At 61.6% G+C, this 15,496-nt stretch carries 11 protein-coding genes; 7 read left to right on the plus strand and 4 right to left on the minus strand.

Annotation, left to right across the window (positions count from 1 at the left end):
• Positions 1-10: 10 nt before the first annotated feature.
• From HPDFL43_RS07085 to bchF, 4 genes are read right to left on the minus strand one after another with little or no spacing between them, the layout of a single operon-like run.
• On the minus strand, positions 11-3,769 hold the full coding sequence (locus HPDFL43_RS07085) for a magnesium chelatase subunit H (protein WP_040449114.1): 3,759 nt from the start codon (positions 3,767-3,769) through the stop codon (positions 11-13).
• On the minus strand, positions 3,744-5,345 hold the full coding sequence (bchB, locus tag HPDFL43_RS07090) for a ferredoxin:protochlorophyllide reductase (ATP-dependent) subunit B (protein ID WP_007196611.1): 1,602 nt from the start codon (positions 5,343-5,345) through the stop codon (positions 3,744-3,746). The genes HPDFL43_RS07085 and bchB overlap by 26 nt, the downstream gene beginning before the upstream one ends.
• 3 nt (positions 5,346-5,348) lie before the next feature.
• Positions 5,349-6,650 (minus strand): ferredoxin:protochlorophyllide reductase (ATP-dependent) subunit N, encoded by a 1,302-nt coding sequence (locus HPDFL43_RS07095; RefSeq protein WP_007196612.1) that lies wholly within the window; start codon positions 6,648-6,650, stop codon positions 5,349-5,351.
• Positions 6,647-7,153, minus strand: coding sequence for a 2-vinyl bacteriochlorophyllide hydratase (gene bchF, locus HPDFL43_RS07100; protein ID WP_007196613.1), 507 nt, complete (start codon positions 7,151-7,153; stop codon positions 6,647-6,649). Before bchF ends, HPDFL43_RS07095 begins: the two co-directional genes overlap by 4 nt.
• A gap of 166 nt (positions 7,154-7,319) precedes the next feature.
• On the opposite strand from bchF, the gene HPDFL43_RS07105 reads away from it, so the two are divergent.
• The 7 genes from HPDFL43_RS07105 to HPDFL43_RS07135 all read left to right on the plus strand — a co-directional run bounded on the left by HPDFL43_RS07105 (position 7,320) and on the right by HPDFL43_RS07135 (position 15,468).
• Positions 7,320-8,417, plus strand: coding sequence for a hypothetical protein (locus tag HPDFL43_RS07105; protein WP_007196614.1), 1,098 nt, complete (start codon positions 7,320-7,322; stop codon positions 8,415-8,417).
• 7 nt (positions 8,418-8,424) lie between these two features.
• The gene (gene ppsR / locus HPDFL43_RS07110; RefSeq protein WP_007196615.1) at positions 8,425-9,861 is read left to right on the plus strand and encodes a transcriptional regulator PpsR; all 1,437 of its coding nucleotides are present in this window, start codon (positions 8,425-8,427) and stop codon (positions 9,859-9,861) included.
• A 245-nt stretch (positions 9,862-10,106) separates the two neighbouring features.
• The gene (gene chlG, locus HPDFL43_RS07115) at positions 10,107-11,003 is read left to right on the plus strand and encodes a chlorophyll synthase ChlG (protein WP_052093173.1); all 897 of its coding nucleotides are present in this window, start codon (positions 10,107-10,109) and stop codon (positions 11,001-11,003) included.
• 25 nt (positions 11,004-11,028) lie between these two features.
• Positions 11,029-12,447: a BCD family MFS transporter gene (locus HPDFL43_RS07120; protein ID WP_007196617.1), complete on the plus strand. Its 1,419-nt coding sequence runs from the start codon at positions 11,029-11,031 to the stop codon at positions 12,445-12,447.
• 5 nt (positions 12,448-12,452) lie between these two features.
• Positions 12,453-13,682: a geranylgeranyl diphosphate reductase gene (locus HPDFL43_RS07125; protein WP_040449873.1), complete on the plus strand. Its 1,230-nt coding sequence runs from the start codon at positions 12,453-12,455 to the stop codon at positions 13,680-13,682.
• Complete coding sequence (locus HPDFL43_RS07130) at positions 13,682-13,960, plus strand: hypothetical protein (protein ID WP_007196619.1); 279 nt, start codon at positions 13,682-13,684, stop codon at positions 13,958-13,960. Before HPDFL43_RS07125 ends, HPDFL43_RS07130 begins: the two co-directional genes overlap by 1 nt.
• 287 nt (positions 13,961-14,247) lie before the next feature.
• The gene (locus HPDFL43_RS07135; protein ID WP_156970392.1) at positions 14,248-15,468 is read left to right on the plus strand and encodes an efflux RND transporter periplasmic adaptor subunit; all 1,221 of its coding nucleotides are present in this window, start codon (positions 14,248-14,250) and stop codon (positions 15,466-15,468) included.
• Positions 15,469-15,496 lie beyond the last annotated feature (28 nt).

Genomic DNA, 15,496 nt, shown 5'->3' on the forward strand with positions numbered 1-15,496 from the left:
GTAAAAAGGTTCATTCTGCAGCCTCCACGGACAAGCCTTCGGCACGATCTTCCATTTCCTCGCCCGCAGCGCAGAGCGCGGCCCAGGTCTCGTCGTCCGGCTTCCAAAAGTTTCTGTCTTTGGCCTCGATGAGGCGGTTGACCATGCGCAGCGAAGAGGCCGGGTTCAGCTCCGAAAGCCTCCGGCGCATGGTGTCGTCGAGAATGAAGGTCTCGCTCAGCTTCTGGTACACCCAGGGCTCAACGTCGCCGGTGGTTGCAGACCAGCCAACAGTGTTGGAAATCTGTGCCTCGATCTGGCGCACGCCCTCATAGCCGTGGGCCAGCATGCCCTCGAACCACTTCGGATTGAGCGAGCGGGTGCGGGTTTCCAGCGCCACCTGTTCTCCAAGGGTCCGGACCCGGCCATCGCCCTGGGTCTGGTCGGAGATGAACACCGGCAATTGCTTGCCGTCCTGGGCCAGTGACACGGCCTTGGAGATGCCGCCCAGCGTGTCGAAGTAATGGTCGATGGTGGTCACGCCGAGCTCGATGGAATCGAGGTTCTGGTAGGCCATGTCGACCTTGGCGAAGACATCGTTGAGCAGCTCGATCTGGGCCGAGGATTTGCCCTTGCGGTCAATCGCGAAGCCCTTGCGGCTTGTGTACATGTCGGCAATTTCCTGATCATCGGTCCAGGCGCTGGCACCGATCAGGAAGTTGACATTGGCGCCATAGGCCCCCTCTGCATTCGAGAACACACGGTAGGCGGCTCGCTCGAGATCGCAGCCATGCTCTTCGGCATAGGCCAGCGCGTGCTTGCGGATGAAGTTCATCTCCACCGGCTCATCGGCCATTGCCGCGAGGTAGGAGGCTTCGGCGAGCATGGTTGCCTGCATCGGCAGCAGGTCGCGGAAAATGCCCGAGAGCGTCATCACGGCATCGATGCGTGGACGGTTGAGCTGATCAAGCGGGATCAGTTCCGCGCCGCAAACCCGGTTGTAGGCGTCGAGCCGCGGGCGGGCGCCCATCAGCGCCATGGCCTGAGCCATCGGTCCGCCTTCGGTTTTCAGATTGTCCGTGCCCCACAGCACGATGGCAATGGTTTCGGGCAACGCGCCATCGGTTTCGAGATAGCGTTCAAGCACCTTGGCAGCCTGCCTTGTGCCGTCTTTCACCGCATAGGCGCTGGGGATTCCGAAAGGATCGAAACCGTGGATGTTGCGCCCGGTGGGCAGCATGTCAGGCGTCCGGATCAGGTCGCCGCTCGGTGAGGGAGCGACAAACCGGCCATCAAGCGCGGTGATCAGGCCATCCAGCTCGCGGTTGTCGGACAGATTGGCATTGGCGCGAACCAGACGGTCAATCGTGCCGGTTTGATCCTCATTGGCAGCGCGTTCAGCGTCAATTCTGTCCTGGTCGAAGCTGACGATGGCGTCGATGATCTCCTTCGATGGCGCTTCGGCATCATCGGACTGGGCCATCAGCGTGATCATCTCGCGGCGCTCGGTCTCGCTCATCGACTGCCCGGCCACATGCAGCCCATGCGGAATCAGCGCATATTCGAGTTCCAGCATCGAAGCGGTCAGCGCGGCAACGTAAGCGTCGGGGTCCGTTTGCGGGACAGTCTTGTTGAGTTCGAGCTGGTCAGCCTGGATCAGGATCAGCTCGAACGCTTCCTGCCGTTCGCCGGTCTGGCTGGCTTCGAGATTGCGCAGCCGGTCCAGCGAAGACTTGAGTTCGCTCAGCCCCTTGTAGAGACCGGCATTGGTGACTGGCGGGGTCAGATAGGAAACCAGTGTTGCTGCCGACCGCCGCTTGGCGATTGTGCCTTCCGACGGGTTGTTGGCGGCATAGAGATAGAGGTTCGGCAGATCGCCGATCAACCGGTCGGGCCAGCACTTGCCGGACATGCCCGATTGCTTGCCAGGCATGAATTCGAGCGCGCCATGGGTACCGAAATGCAGCACCGCATCAGCCCGGAATGTGCGCTTGAGATAGGTGTAGAAAGCGGCAAAGGCGTGGGTTGGCGCAAAGCCCTTCTCAAAGAGCAGCCGCATCGGGTCGCCCTCATAGCCGAAGCCCGGCTGCACCGCGACCAGCACATTGCCGAACTGCCGGCCAAGCACGAAGATAGACTGGCCATTGGTGAAGATCCGGCCCGGTGCCGGGCCCCAGGCGGCCTCGATTTCGCCGAGGTGCTTTTCATTGCGGACATGATCATCGGCGCTCACCAGTGCGTGCACATTGGCGAGCGCGCCATATTGCGCGGCATTTCCGTTGAGAACCAGATCGCGAAGCGTCTCCGCATCTTCCGGAACCTCAATCGTGTAGCCTTCTTCCTTCAGCTTGATCATCGTCGCATGCAACGATTCAAACACCGAAAGGAAGGCGGCGGTCCCCATGTTGCCGGCGTTCGGCGGGAAGTTGAAAATCGTCAGCGCCACCTTGCGCTCGGCGCGGGCGCTGTTGCGCAGGGCCACCAGCTTTTCGATCCGGCCGGCCAGAACCTCGACCCGCTCGGAATGCGCGATCATGCAGGAACGGCCTGTCGGGCAGGTGCCGCAGTCGCGCGAGCAAACGCAGGGCTGGGTGCCGCCGGCATTGTCGGTGCGGCCGCCATAGACCATCGTGCCGGTGGCGCCATCCAATTCGGGAATGGCGACCATGATGGTGGTTTCGATCGGCAGAAGGCCCTGGTCGGAAGCTTCCCAGCGCTCAACCGTCTGGAATTCGGTGACGTGGGCCGCGACATAGGGAACGTCGAGCTTGGCCAGGGTTTCAGCTGCAGCGGAAGCGTCCGAATAGGCCGGGCCGCCGACAAGCGAGAAGCCGGTCAGCGAGACCATCGCGTCGATTGTCGTGCCGGTTGCACCGCCGGAAAGAAACGCCGCAATCGGGCCGCGCATGTCGAGGCCCGAGCAGAACACCGGCACCACGTTGAAGCCGCGCTGCTCCAGCGCGCGGATGACGCCATTGTAGTGGCCGGTATCGCCCGAAAGGATGTAGGAGCGCAGCAGCAGCAGGCCAACCGTGCCCTTGGCTTTGCGATTGACCGGCAGCGGCTTGATGTCGGCGCTTACATGGCCCTTGATGTCGGGGTGGTAGACGCCCTGTTCGGGATATTCGACAGGGGCTTGGGCCGGGATCGTTCCGCGGTAGGCCCGGCGTTCACCATCGGCATATTTGTCGACCAGCAGCCGCACCAGATTGGCGATATTGGCGTCGGACGCTGCGATCCGGTACTGCATCGCCAGGAAGTAGTTGCGCAGATCCTGGGCCGTGCCAGGAATGAAGCGCAGCAGCTTTGGCAAGCGCTTGAGCATTCTCAGCTGGCGTTCGCCGGCAGTGCGTCCCGAGTCGGCTTTCTTCTTCGATGCGTCGCCCCGGAGCTTTTTCAGGAAGGCCATTGGGCCTTTCTGCTCGCCGTCCATCTTGAACCGGCCCATCGACGTGTTCTTCATGATCTCGCCGGTCGACATGCAGCACATCATGGCGTCGCAATGATCGCGGCGGGCGGCAAGCGCCGGGCCGATGGCCTTCACATGCTCTTCGATGAACAGCATGGAGGCGACAATGATGTTGCCTTTTGCGATGTCGTCCTTGCAGGCCTGCAATTTGTCCGGATTGTCGTTCCAGTCGGTCGCCGCATGCACGCTCAGGTTCAGATTGGGAAGTTCCCCCAACAGCATGGCACGCGCATCATCCACCGCTGCCGACATGTGATTGTCGAGCGTGATCAGAACCACATTGACTGGAGCGGCGTTAGCGCCCGAAGTGTGCTTTTGCATCGTACAATGTCTCGATGGTGATCGGATTGAGCCCGTTCTCGGTGGCATAGGTTTCGGTGTTGCGCCGCGCCTTTCCGCGGACGAAGAAGGGGATTTTGCGCAGTTCGCGCTCGGCATCGCTGGTCCATGACGGTTGGTCGTCATTGGCCGCGGTGGAGGTTGCAGCGGCAACGTCCGGAGCAGGAGTCTCTGCAGCAACTGCGGCTTGTTCATCCCGCGCGTCCGGCTGGTGGCCGGCGGCAGGACCGCCATGGCTCAGATGCGAAGATCCGGCGTCGTCATGGAATTCAAAGTCGCCACGGAACATCTGCAACAGATGCTCTTCAAGGCCCATCATCAGCGGGTGCACCCAGCTGTCGAAGATCACATTCGCGCCCTCATGCCCCATCTGCGGCGAGTAGCGTGCGGGGAAATCCTGCACATGCACCGGGCTTGAGATCACTGCGCATGGGAGCCTTAGCCGCTTGGCGGCGTGGCGCTCCATCTGGGTTCCGAGCACCAGTTCCGGCTGTGCCGCAATGATGGCGTCCTCGACATCGAGGTGGTTGTCCGAGATCAGCGGCTCGACGCCGTATTTCGCGGCCGCCTCGCGTACGTCGCGGGCAAATTCGCGGGAATAGGTGCCAAGCCCGCAGACCTTGAAGCCAAGTTCTTCCGATGCGATCCGGGCCGCGGAAATGGCGTGGGTGGCATCACCGAAGACGAACACCCGCTTGCCGGTCAGATAATTGGAGTCGATCGAGGCCGAATACCACGAGAGCCGCTCCGCGCCGCTTTCGAGCAGTTCCTGGGGTACCTCGACACCGGCGACCTTCGCCACCTCTGCGACGAAGTCACGTGTTGCACCGACACCGATTGGAATGGTGGTCACCATTTCCTGGCCGAACTGGCGTTTCAGCCAGCGTGCCGAAGTGTCGGCAATCTCCGGATAGAGCACGATGTTGAAATGGGCCTGCGGGATCCGCGCCAAATCGGCTGGCGAGGCGCCCAGCGGGGCAACTGTGTTGACCCGGACACCCAGCGATTCAACAAGTCGGACCACCTCGACGATATCGTCACGGTTGCGGAAACCCAGCGATGTGGGCCCCAGAATGTTGCAGCTTGCCTGTTCGGGCGCTGTTTCCGGCTTTCCGGCACCGCCTGCAAAGGCCCGGACCAGCCGATAGAAGGTCTCTGCCGCACCCCAGTTTTCCTTTTTCTGATAGGACGGCATCTCCAGTGGCACCACCGGCACATTCAGGCCAAGCGTCTTGGCCAGTCCGCCCGGATCATCCTGGATCAGCTCCGCCGTACAGGATGCGCCGACCAGGAGCGCTTGGGGTTTGAACCGCGCGACCGCATCGCGGGCAGCGGTTTTGAAGATTTCGGCGGTGTCGCCGGAGAGATCGCGCGCCTGGAATGTGGTGTAGGTCACCGGCGGGCGCTTCTTGTTGCGCTCGATCATGGTGAACAGCAAATCCGCATAGGTGTCGCCCTGTGGCGCGTGCAGCACGAAGTGCACGTCGCGCATCGAATTGGCGACACGCATGGCGCCGACATGGGGCGGGCCTTCATAGGTCCAGACGGTCAGTTCCATGGCTCAGCTCCCCACTTTCAGAAGCTCGCGGCGCATCAGCGGCCGGGCAATCAGTTCGGCCAGATCACCGGCCTGCTCGTAGCCTTGCAGCGGGGTGAAGACGAACTCGATCGACCATTTGGTCGACCGGCCCTCGGCCTCGAACGGATTGCCGAGACCCATGCCGCAAATGATCAGATCCGGATTGTCCGTGTGGACCCGGTCGATCTGGCGTTCGACATCCTGGCCTTCGCTGACCCGAACCGTGTCAGGCATCATGGCAAGCTCGGGCCCAACCACATCGCGGTTGAGATAGGGCGTTCCGATCTCGATGATCGATGTGTCCATTTCCCGTGACAGAAAGCGCGCCAGTGAGGGCTCGAGCTGCGAGTCGGGGAAAAGAAACACCGATTTGCCCTCAAGCACCGGCTTATAGCGGGCAACGGCGCGGCGGGCGCGTTCGCGGCCGGGAGCGGTTATCGCATCGAACTTGGCTTCCGGCACGCCAAACGAATCTGCGATGGCGCGGTACCAGGCGGTCGAGCCTTCTTCGCCGAGCGGGAAAGGTGCAGAAATTCGCTTGGCTCCGCGGCGTTCAAGCGCCTGGGCGCAGGCGCCGACCCAGGGCTGAGCCAGGATGAACCGTGTGTTGGGGCCAATTGGCGGCAGTGTGGTGGATGAGCGCGAGGGCAGGAACCGCACCGGGCCAACGCCAAGTCCGTCAAATACCCGCATCATCTGGTCTTCGACGACATCACCAAGCGCACCGACAACAACCAGAGAGACTGGCGCATCGGCCGCTTCCGCAGGCATTTCGGGAACCAGGGCTGCGAGGAAATTGTCCTCGCCCTGGGTAAAAGTGGTCTCGATGCCCGACCCCGAATAGGCCATCACACGACACTGGGGCGAATGCTCGCCATTGAGACGGCTGGCAGCGCGCGGCAGATCGAGCTTGATGACCTCCGACGGGCAGGAACCGACCAGAACCAGCAGCTTGATCTCGGGGCGGCGGGCGAGAAGCCGGGTCACCACCTTGTCGAGCTCGTCATTCATATCCGCCATGCCGGCCAGATCGCGCTCGTCGATGATGGCGGTGGCGAATCGCGGTTCGGCGAAAATCATCACACCGGCAGCCGATTGCATGAGGTGTGCGCAGGTGCGCGAACCGACGATCAGGAAGAATGCATCCTGCATCTTGCGGTGCAGCCACATGATCGATGTCAGGCCGCAAAACACTTCATGCTGGCCACGTTGCTTGAGCACATCGCGGCCGGGTTTGGCGGCGGTGTCCGTGCACGCAGTGCTGGCGTCAAAAACGGTGGTCATGCCGCAGCTCCGATCTTTGCATTGGAGGAGGCATCCAGCCGTGCCAAGCGGAATTTCCACAGGAACTGTCCGGCATTGATGACGTAGGAAACATAGGCGGCGACGGCGAGAGCCATCAGCTGTCCGTCAGAAAGAAGACCGCCGAACAGCGCCGCCAGATAGGCGGTGTGCAGAGCCAGCACCAGCATCGAGACCATGTCTTCCCAGAAGAAGGGACGGGCGAAGAGATAGGCGCCGAACACCTCCTTCTCCCAGATCGAGCCGGTGACCATGATGGCGTAGAGGGTCATGGTCTTGATAACGATGGAGATATGGGCCGCCATCAGCCATGCGCCGGTCATCCACCAATGCGCAATCAATCCGACCGATATGGCGAAGACCAGAAACTGGATTGGCGCGAGGATGCCCTGAACCAGCGTCCAGACCGATTTGTCACGGCGAATACGCTCTTCGGCCGTGTAAAGGCCGACTGGGATATCGCTCGGTGTGACATGGGCATTCATCTGGCTCTTTCCCTCTCCACAAGAAACCCTGATGTGAGGAGGTTAGTCACAGTTTTTGAATGTGTCAATTTGAATAGACGTCAATTACAGTTTACAAACGGGATAATTCGTACCATTCTGGTTTTCGTCACGATGGGAGAATCCCCATGAAGGGGGCAGGTGCCCGATGATGGAGACGCAGTTCCGGGAGCTGAAGTCTTTGCAACGTGCCCCTGTGAGATTGGCTTTCGTGAACGCCGCGGATCGGAGCGGGCAGAAAGGCATCGGGAGCATGCGGAATGACCTGGACACCCGTGAACGGAAGACTGGCTCGGCGCACGCGATCGCTGCTTCCAGTGTGAGATCCAAATCCAAAGATGATGAGATACATCATGTCTTGGAGCGCGCTGTAGTCGGCGCCTGTTTCAAGAACACGATCCTGGGCAAGGATGGGGAAGTGCAACCCAAGCCGTGCGAAGACCCTCAACCTTGCGAAAGCGATGTGCAGGTGTCGGTGCGCCATCACCGGAAATTGCCGTCAATCAACGGTGCCGGCTGTGGCACCGCAGCCATGGCGGGGATGAAGCGCTTCATCGCTGTGATGGACAAGGTCTATGCAAAGGTGCTGACCGACGGTGATTTCGATTTCATCGGTTTCATGACTGCGCGCGGGCTTTCGGCAGAAGAGATGCTTGACCTTCTTGAAGCCTGCGCGGCGCGTTTGGGTGCAGATTGGAACTGTGGTGCGCGCGGGTTCGTCCACGTCACGGTGGCCATGTCGCGGTTGCAGCGGATCTTGACCTCGCTGGGGCAGGAGAACCGCTGCTTCGACGCAAGGGCGTGCGAGCGCTCGGTCCTGTTCATTGTGCCGCATGGTGAGGCCCATCTTTTTTCGGTGAGCTTGATCGAGGAGCGTTTCCGGCTCAAAGGCTGGGAAACGAAACTTCTGCTTGCCGGCAGTTCGGGGGAACTGTCTCGTGTGTTGAAAAACGCACATTTTGAGTTGATTTGCCTGGCTTGGCTCGACAGCGAGCTAAAGAATCATGTTGAGTCCTTGCTGCACACGGTGCGCACGTCTGTTAATCGGGAGCAGACTTGTGTCATTGCAGGCGGTTCGGCCGCGGAGGAAGACTCCGTTTGGTTGAAAGAGCGGGGCGTTGAAAAAGTTTGCAGCAATGCCCAGATCGCAGTATCAGAAGCTGAAAGGCATGGTGCAAATCGCAATTCGGCACATGGTGTGACTGAAACAACCGGCTCCCTGTTGGAGCCGTCGCGAAGTGCCTGATCGGAAAATGGAACAACACACAACTCGGGTCGCTCACAGGACGTTTGAAAAAACCATCCAAGCGTTCGCGGATCTGCGCCCCGAAGTATCGCTGGCCCTTGCTTCCATGGGCGCGGACCTGACGCTGCTGGTGGATTCATCGGGATCGGTCATTGATGTGGCCTATTTCGATGCCGCCATCGAGCGCTTCGGTGTGGAGGATTGGCCGGGCCGCAGCTGGGCTGATACCGTGACGCGGGAAAGCCTCGACAAGATCCAAAATCTGATCGACGAATGCACCAAGAAAGGCGCAAGCCGCTCTCACCAGGTCAACCATCCTGGCGGACGCAGCGCTGATTTGCCGATCGAATATGTGCTCAGGCGCGTCGAGGGTTTCCCTTACATGATTGCCTACGGCACCGATCTGCGAAAATTCGCCGAGGTGCAGCAACAGCTTATCCAGGCCCAGTTCGAGCTTGAGCGGGAATATCGCCGTGTTCGCGAATCCGAGGCCCGGTACCGCGTTATCTATCAGAAGATGGACAGCGCGCTTCTCGTCGTTGATGGTGAAACCCGCCGGATCATCGACGGCAATGCCGCAGCCGGCCGGATCCTGGGCGTCACCCTTTCCAAGCTTGTCGGCGATACGCTGATCTCCCAGGCCGAGCGCGACCATCGTGAACGGCTGACCGAGGCGCTCGCGGAATCCCGCGCCCTCGGGCAAAGCCGTTCGGTCACCATCGCGGCTGCCGCCAATGGCGCGTCAATCGAATTGCAGATCAGCCCTTACCGCGAAAATGGCAAGATAAATCAACTGGTTGCGATTTCAAATCCGACGGCTGACGAATATGCCATGGGCGGGATGTCGTCCGACAGATGGGCCTGGACAGAGGCGGTGCCCGAGGCGCAGCTCGTCATTGATGGCAAGGGCGCAGTCTATTCGGTCAATGGCCGCTTTCTCGATATGATTCACGTATTGGGGCGTAACCATGCCATCGGCCGCAACGTCAACAATTGGCTCGGTGCATCAAGCGTCGACATCCAGGTGCTGTCCAACCGGCTGCGCGACGAAGGCGAGGTGCGCCAGTTCCTGACAGTCGTGCGCGATGAAATGGGATCAAGCCGTCCGGTGCGCCTGTCTGCAACACGGATCGAAGCCGGCAGCGAAGACCCGCTCTACTCGGTGATCGTGACGGAACAGAGCTCGCGAGACTTGCCAAGCACGACCCACACCAATGGCGTTCATGGCGCTACCTCCGATTTTTCCGAACTGATTGGCCGGGTTCCGCTCAAGGAGCTGATCCGCGAATCTGCCGATGTCATTGAAAAGCTCTGTATCGAGGCAGCGCTGACCCAGACCGAAAACAACCGGGCAGCCGCTGCCGATCTTCTGGGTCTTTCCCGCCAGAGCCTCTATCTCAAGCTCAAGCGCTATGGTCTTGAGGACTTCAACGGCCGCGCCTGACCTTGCCAGTCACAGGGCCAGTCACAGGGCCAATCACCGGGCCAGTCTCTGAGTCCGTAAGCCACTTCTCCTCTCCGAAATCTGTCCGTCCGTACCTGCGTTTGCGCCGGTTTGCCCCGCTTCGGTGCGCCGCTGTTGCGCGTCTAAACGCCTGTCTGCAATCGGCGCTCCAACCGTGATGTAAAAAAACATTTACAGTGTCTAATTAAATTGACTGTCGGCGGAAGCGGTCATAAACTTCGCTCATGACTTTGGCCCAAACAGCACCCGTTCGCGCGAAAGTCCCCACGCCGGGGGCGGTGCTGGCTTTGCTCAAGCCCGTCACCTGGTTTCCGCCCATGTGGGCCTTTGCCTGCGGTGCTGTGTCCGCCGGCCAGATCACCTCGGACCGGTGGTTCGCGGTGGCTCTTGGCGTGTTGCTTGCCGGTCCGCTGCTGTGTGGAACCAGCCAGGCCGTCAACGACTGGTTTGACCGCCACGTCGACGCCATCAACGAGCCCGACCGGGTCATCCCGTCGGGCCGGATGCCGGGCCGCTGGGGTTTGGGCGTGGCCATTTTCAATTCGGCACTTTCGATGCTCGTCGCATCCTTCCTTGGGATGACGGTCTTTGTCGCCGCGGCCATCGGGCTGGCGCTCGCCTGGGCCTATTCGGCGCCGCCATTCCGGCTCAAGCGCAATGGCTGGTGGGGCAACTCGGCCTGCGGTTTTTCCTATGAGACCCTGCCATGGATCACCGCCGCGGCCGCAGCGCTCGGCACGGTGCCGGGCGGCGAGATTTTCATCATTGCCTTTCTGTACGGGCTTGGGGCGTTGGGCATCATGACGCTCAATGATTTCAAATCGATGGAGGGCGACACCCGGATGGGCATCGCCTCGCTGCCGGTCCAGATGGGCGCCACGACCGCTGCCAAGTTTGCGGGGCTTTCGATGATCGTGCCGCAGATGGTGGTTGTCGGCTTGCTCCTGTTCTGGAGCCACAGCTGGTCCGCCGCAGCAGTGGGCGCGCTGGCCCTGGCGCAGGCAGTGGCTCTGCCGCGCCTGGTGGCAGACCCCAAGGGCAAGGCAATCTGGTACTCGGCGCTCGGCGTCGGGCTCTATGTCACCGGAATGATGATCACGGCATTTGCGATCCGGCCCTGAGTCGGATCTGGGAGGGAGAGAGCCAATGACTGCGCAGTCAGCATCAACACAGACCCTTCACAGCGCTGGTCCCGGGATGGGCGGCAGTACCGGCCTCGGCTGGCTGTCGATCGTGCGGCTGGGGCTGGTTCAGGCGTCGCTGGGCTCGATCGTGGTGCTCACCACCTCGGTTCTCAACCGCGTCATGGTGGTCGAACTGATGCTTGCCGCCGTCATCCCGGGTCTTCTCGTCGGGCTGCATTATGGCGTGCAGATCTCGAGGCCGCTCTGGGGCCACGGCTCCGACCGCGGTGGCCGGCGCACGCCCTGGATTGTTGGCGGTATTTTGCTGCTGGCCCTTGCGGGCACTGCAGCTTCCGCCACAACGCTGCTGTTCGGCGCGCATTTCTGGCTGGCCATGGGGCTGGCGATTGTCAGTTTCATCTGCATCGGGCTTGGCATCGGGGCTGCAGGCACGTCGCTGCTGGCGCTGCTTGCCAGCCGGACCGTCCTGCACAGAAAACCGGCCGCGGCAACCATCGTCTGGATGATGATGATCGCGGGCATCGTGGTCACCGCCATCATCTCGGGCGCCTGGCTTGATCCGTTTTCCTTTGAGCGCCTCATCGCAGTCACCGCCATTGCAGGCCTGATCGCCTTCCTCCTCACCTGCCTTGCGATCTTCAATGTCGAGCGCAACACCATGCCGGTCGACGGTCCCCCGGCGGCGCAGCGGCTTGATTTCCGCCAGAGTCTGGCGGCGACCTGGGGTGACCGCGACGCGCGGCTGTTCACCGTGTTCGTGTTCGTGTCGATGCTCGCCTATGCCACACAGGATCTCATTCTTGAGCCCTTTGGCGGGCTGCTGTTCGGTCTCACACCGGGCGAAACCACACAGATTTCAGGGCTTCAGCACAGCGGCATCCTGCTTGGTATGGCGATGGTCGGCGTGCTCGGGTCGCTGTTTGCCAAGAAGAAGCCGCTCATTCTCAAGGCTTTCATCTTCTTTGGCTGTGTCGGGTCTGCGGTGGCGCTTGCTGGCCTTTCCCTGTCTGCCCTGGTCGCGCCGCTGTGGCCGCTCAAGGCCAATATCTTTGTCCTCGGTGTGGCCAATGGCGCCTTCGCCGTGGCCGCCATCGGTGCCATGATGATGCTCGCTTCGGGCGGTGACGGTGCATCCGAAGGCATCCGCATGGGGGTCTGGGGCGCAGCGCAAGCCATCTCCTTCGGCCTTGGCGGATTCCTCGGCACGGTGGCAATCGATGTCACCCGGGCGCTGACCCATGATACGCCGCTTTCCTTTGCAGTTGTTTTCGGGCTCGAGGCTGGACTGTTCCTGGCGGCAGCAGCCATTGCGCTTCTTATCAAGACGCCGGCGCCGGAACCGGACAGCCGGCAGCCAACCAGACGCAACACACAACGGGGACCGGAGCCGGCCCCCTCTTACGCAGTTCCAGCGGAGTGAAGATCATGCAGTCAAACACCCATGATGTCCCACGCGATCATTGCGCCCAAAGCCATTATGACGTGATCGTCATCGGCGGTGGGCCGGCTGGCGCACGCGCGGCCGAACGTCTGGCCGCCAGCGGACGCAGCACTTTGCTGGTCGACAAGGAGGGCCGCACCAAGCCCTGCGGCGGCGCCATTCCGTCCAACGCCATGGCGCAATATGCAATCGCGCCCGAGCAGATCAAGGCGCGGGTTCGCGGCGCGCGGATGACCGGGCCGAGCGGAATTCAGGTGGGCATGGAGATCGGCGAGGTCGGCCATGTCGGCATGGTCGACCGCGACCAGTTCGATCCCTATCTCCGCGAGCGTGCCAGGCTTGCTGGCGCAGACTATCGCGCCGCCAGCTTTTCCTCGCTCGAGCAGCGGGCCGATGGAATGGTCGACGTCACACTCGGCAAGAGCAAGGACCGCGATGCCGAGACAATTTCCGCATCGGTCGTGATCGGTGCCGACGGGGCCAATTCGGCCGTACGCCGAGCGATCTTCGGGCCGAAGGTGCGCCCGCCCTATGTGTTCGCTTATCACGAAATCGTCCGCTCCCCGGCGCCCGGCACCAACAAGGATTTCGATCCCACCCAATGCGAGGTGATTTATGACGGCGAGATCTCGCCCGATTTCTACGGCTGGGTGTTCCCGCACGGGCCCTACACCAGCGTTGGCTGCGGTTCCGCCGTCAAGGGCTTCGACCTCAAGGCCGCCACCCATGAACTGCGCGAACGCTTTGGCCTTGCCGACGCCGAAACCGTCCGCGAGGAGGGCGCGCCGCTGCCGCTAAAGCCTATGAAGCGCTGGGACGACGGCAGGAATGTGCTGTTGATCGGGGACGCGGCAGGCGTGGTCGCACCGTCGTCAGGTGAGGGGATCTGGTATGCCATGCACACCGGCGATCTTGGCGCCGAAGCCGCGATAAAGGTGCTTGAGACCGGCAATGCAAAACATCTCGCCAGCGCCCGCAAGCGCTTCCAGAAGGCCCATGGCAAGGTCTTCCTGGTGCTCGGCTTCATGCAGTGGTTCTGGTATTCGAGCGACAAGCGCCGTGAGAAATTCGTCAAGATGTGCGCCGACAAGGATGTCCAGCGGCTGACCTGGGAAAGCTATCTCAACAAGAAGCTGGTCCGAAAGGATCCCATGGCCCATGTCCGCGTGTTCCTAAAGGACATGCGCCAACTGCTCAGGCCGGCAGCGAACTGATGTGGCCGGACTGGGTCATCGCCTTCGTCGGTGACGGGCGAATTGCGCTTCTGGCGCTGGCCGTCATCGGCCTGGAAGCCTTGGTGATCGTGGTGTTCCTGCGCCGCCGCGCGCGGATAGGGTCTCTTGTCCTGACCATGGCGTCGGGCGCGGGGCTGCTCGGCGCCCTTTATGCGGCTCTTTCCGGCGCATCGGCCGGAGCAATCGCCATTTGGCTGATCCTGGCCCTTGTCGCCCACGCGTCCGACATGGCGACACGGCTGTTCCGAAACAACTGACAAATCGCAATTGCCACTTTTCCTTAGCTCTCCGGTGGTTTTGCGCCCGCGAGGCGAAAGACAATGCGTGGCCCTTCGCCACATTACGCCGCGCGCGACTGCGCATTGCAAAAAATCTGTTTCGTAGTTCAAATTTCCGTCTAAATTGCAGGTGCCATTTTCGCATCGCGCTCTATGTCTGATTGTATTGTCGCCATAATTTCCCGGTCAGTCAAAGCCGCCAAACTGCAATGATCAGGGGTGACGCCGCCACGATCACATTGCCGCCATTGATGAAAGAAAAGACTTTGAAGCTTTGGAAACAACTTGCCTTTTCTGTGCTCCTGCTCGCGGTCGCATTTGTGGGCTGGTCGTGGCTCTATCCGGGAGCCCATGAGGTGCTGACCCGCAACGGGTTTGAGCGCATATCGCTGTTTGCGCCTCAGCCGAGCGCCGGGCAGGGGGGCGCCCAATCCGCGGGCAATGCGGGAGGCGGCAGGCCTCGTGGCCCGCAAGGGGCCCTGGTTGTCGTGGCCATCGCCGATGAGGGTGTGGTCAATGACCGGCTCATGGCCATCGGTTCCGGGCAGGCGGTGCGTTCGGTCACGGTGCGCACGCTGGTGTCCGGCCAGATTGACGAAATACCCGTGCAGCCGGGCGGCCGGGTGGAACGCGGCGATGTGTTGATCCATCTGGATTCGGCCGAAGAGGAACTGGCTGTCGAGCGCGCCCGGCTGACTGTCGAGGACGCCGAAGCCCGGGTGGTCAGGCTCGAAAGCCTTGTGGCAAGCCGCGCAGCCTCCAGTGTGGAAGCCGATCAGGCCCGCAACACGCTCGATGCCGCCCGTGTGGCCTTGCGGCAGGCTGAACTCGAACTGACGCGGCGCACGGTCACCGCGCCGATCAGCGGCTCGCTTGGTATTCTGGCGGTCAATGCCGGTGATTATGTCACCAGCCAGACCGAGATTGCGTCGATCGATGACCGCAGCGAGATCCTGATCGAATTCTTTGTGCCCGAACGCTTCGCGTCCGGCATGGCCGTGGGCAAGCAGGTCACGGCGAACGCCATTTCCCAGCCCGGCGAAACCTTCGCTGGAGAAATCTCCGCCGTCGACAACCGCGTGGATGAGGCCAGTCGTACGCTTCGGGTACGGGCGCGCATTCCCAACCCCGAAGACATCCTGCGCGCCGGCATGTCGTTTGAGGTGAGTCTGAGCTTTGATGGCGAGCGCTGGCCCTCGGTTGACCCGCTTGCGGTCCAGTGGGACTCGGCAGGCTCCTATGTCTGGCGCGTGAGCGAAGGCAAGGCCGAACGTGTCGATGTGGCCATCATCCAACGCAACGCCGACAGTGTTCTGGTCAAGGCCGTTCTCGCCCCCGGCGATGCGATTGTTGTTGAAGGCGTCCAGAGTGTCCGTGCTGGCGGTGCAATCCGGGTCCGGGGCGCGGAAACCTCTGTACAGGGCGGCGGCGAACCGCTCGCCCGCGGTGACCAGGCCACCAAACCCAAGGCAGGGAGCGGCGCATGAGCACGAACGGTGATGACAGCAGCCCGGC

Origin of the sequence: Hoeflea phototrophica DFL-43, from assembly GCF_000154705.2 — a bacterium.
In the GTDB taxonomy this organism is placed as follows: Bacteria; Pseudomonadota; Alphaproteobacteria; order Rhizobiales; family Rhizobiaceae; genus Hoeflea; species Hoeflea phototrophica.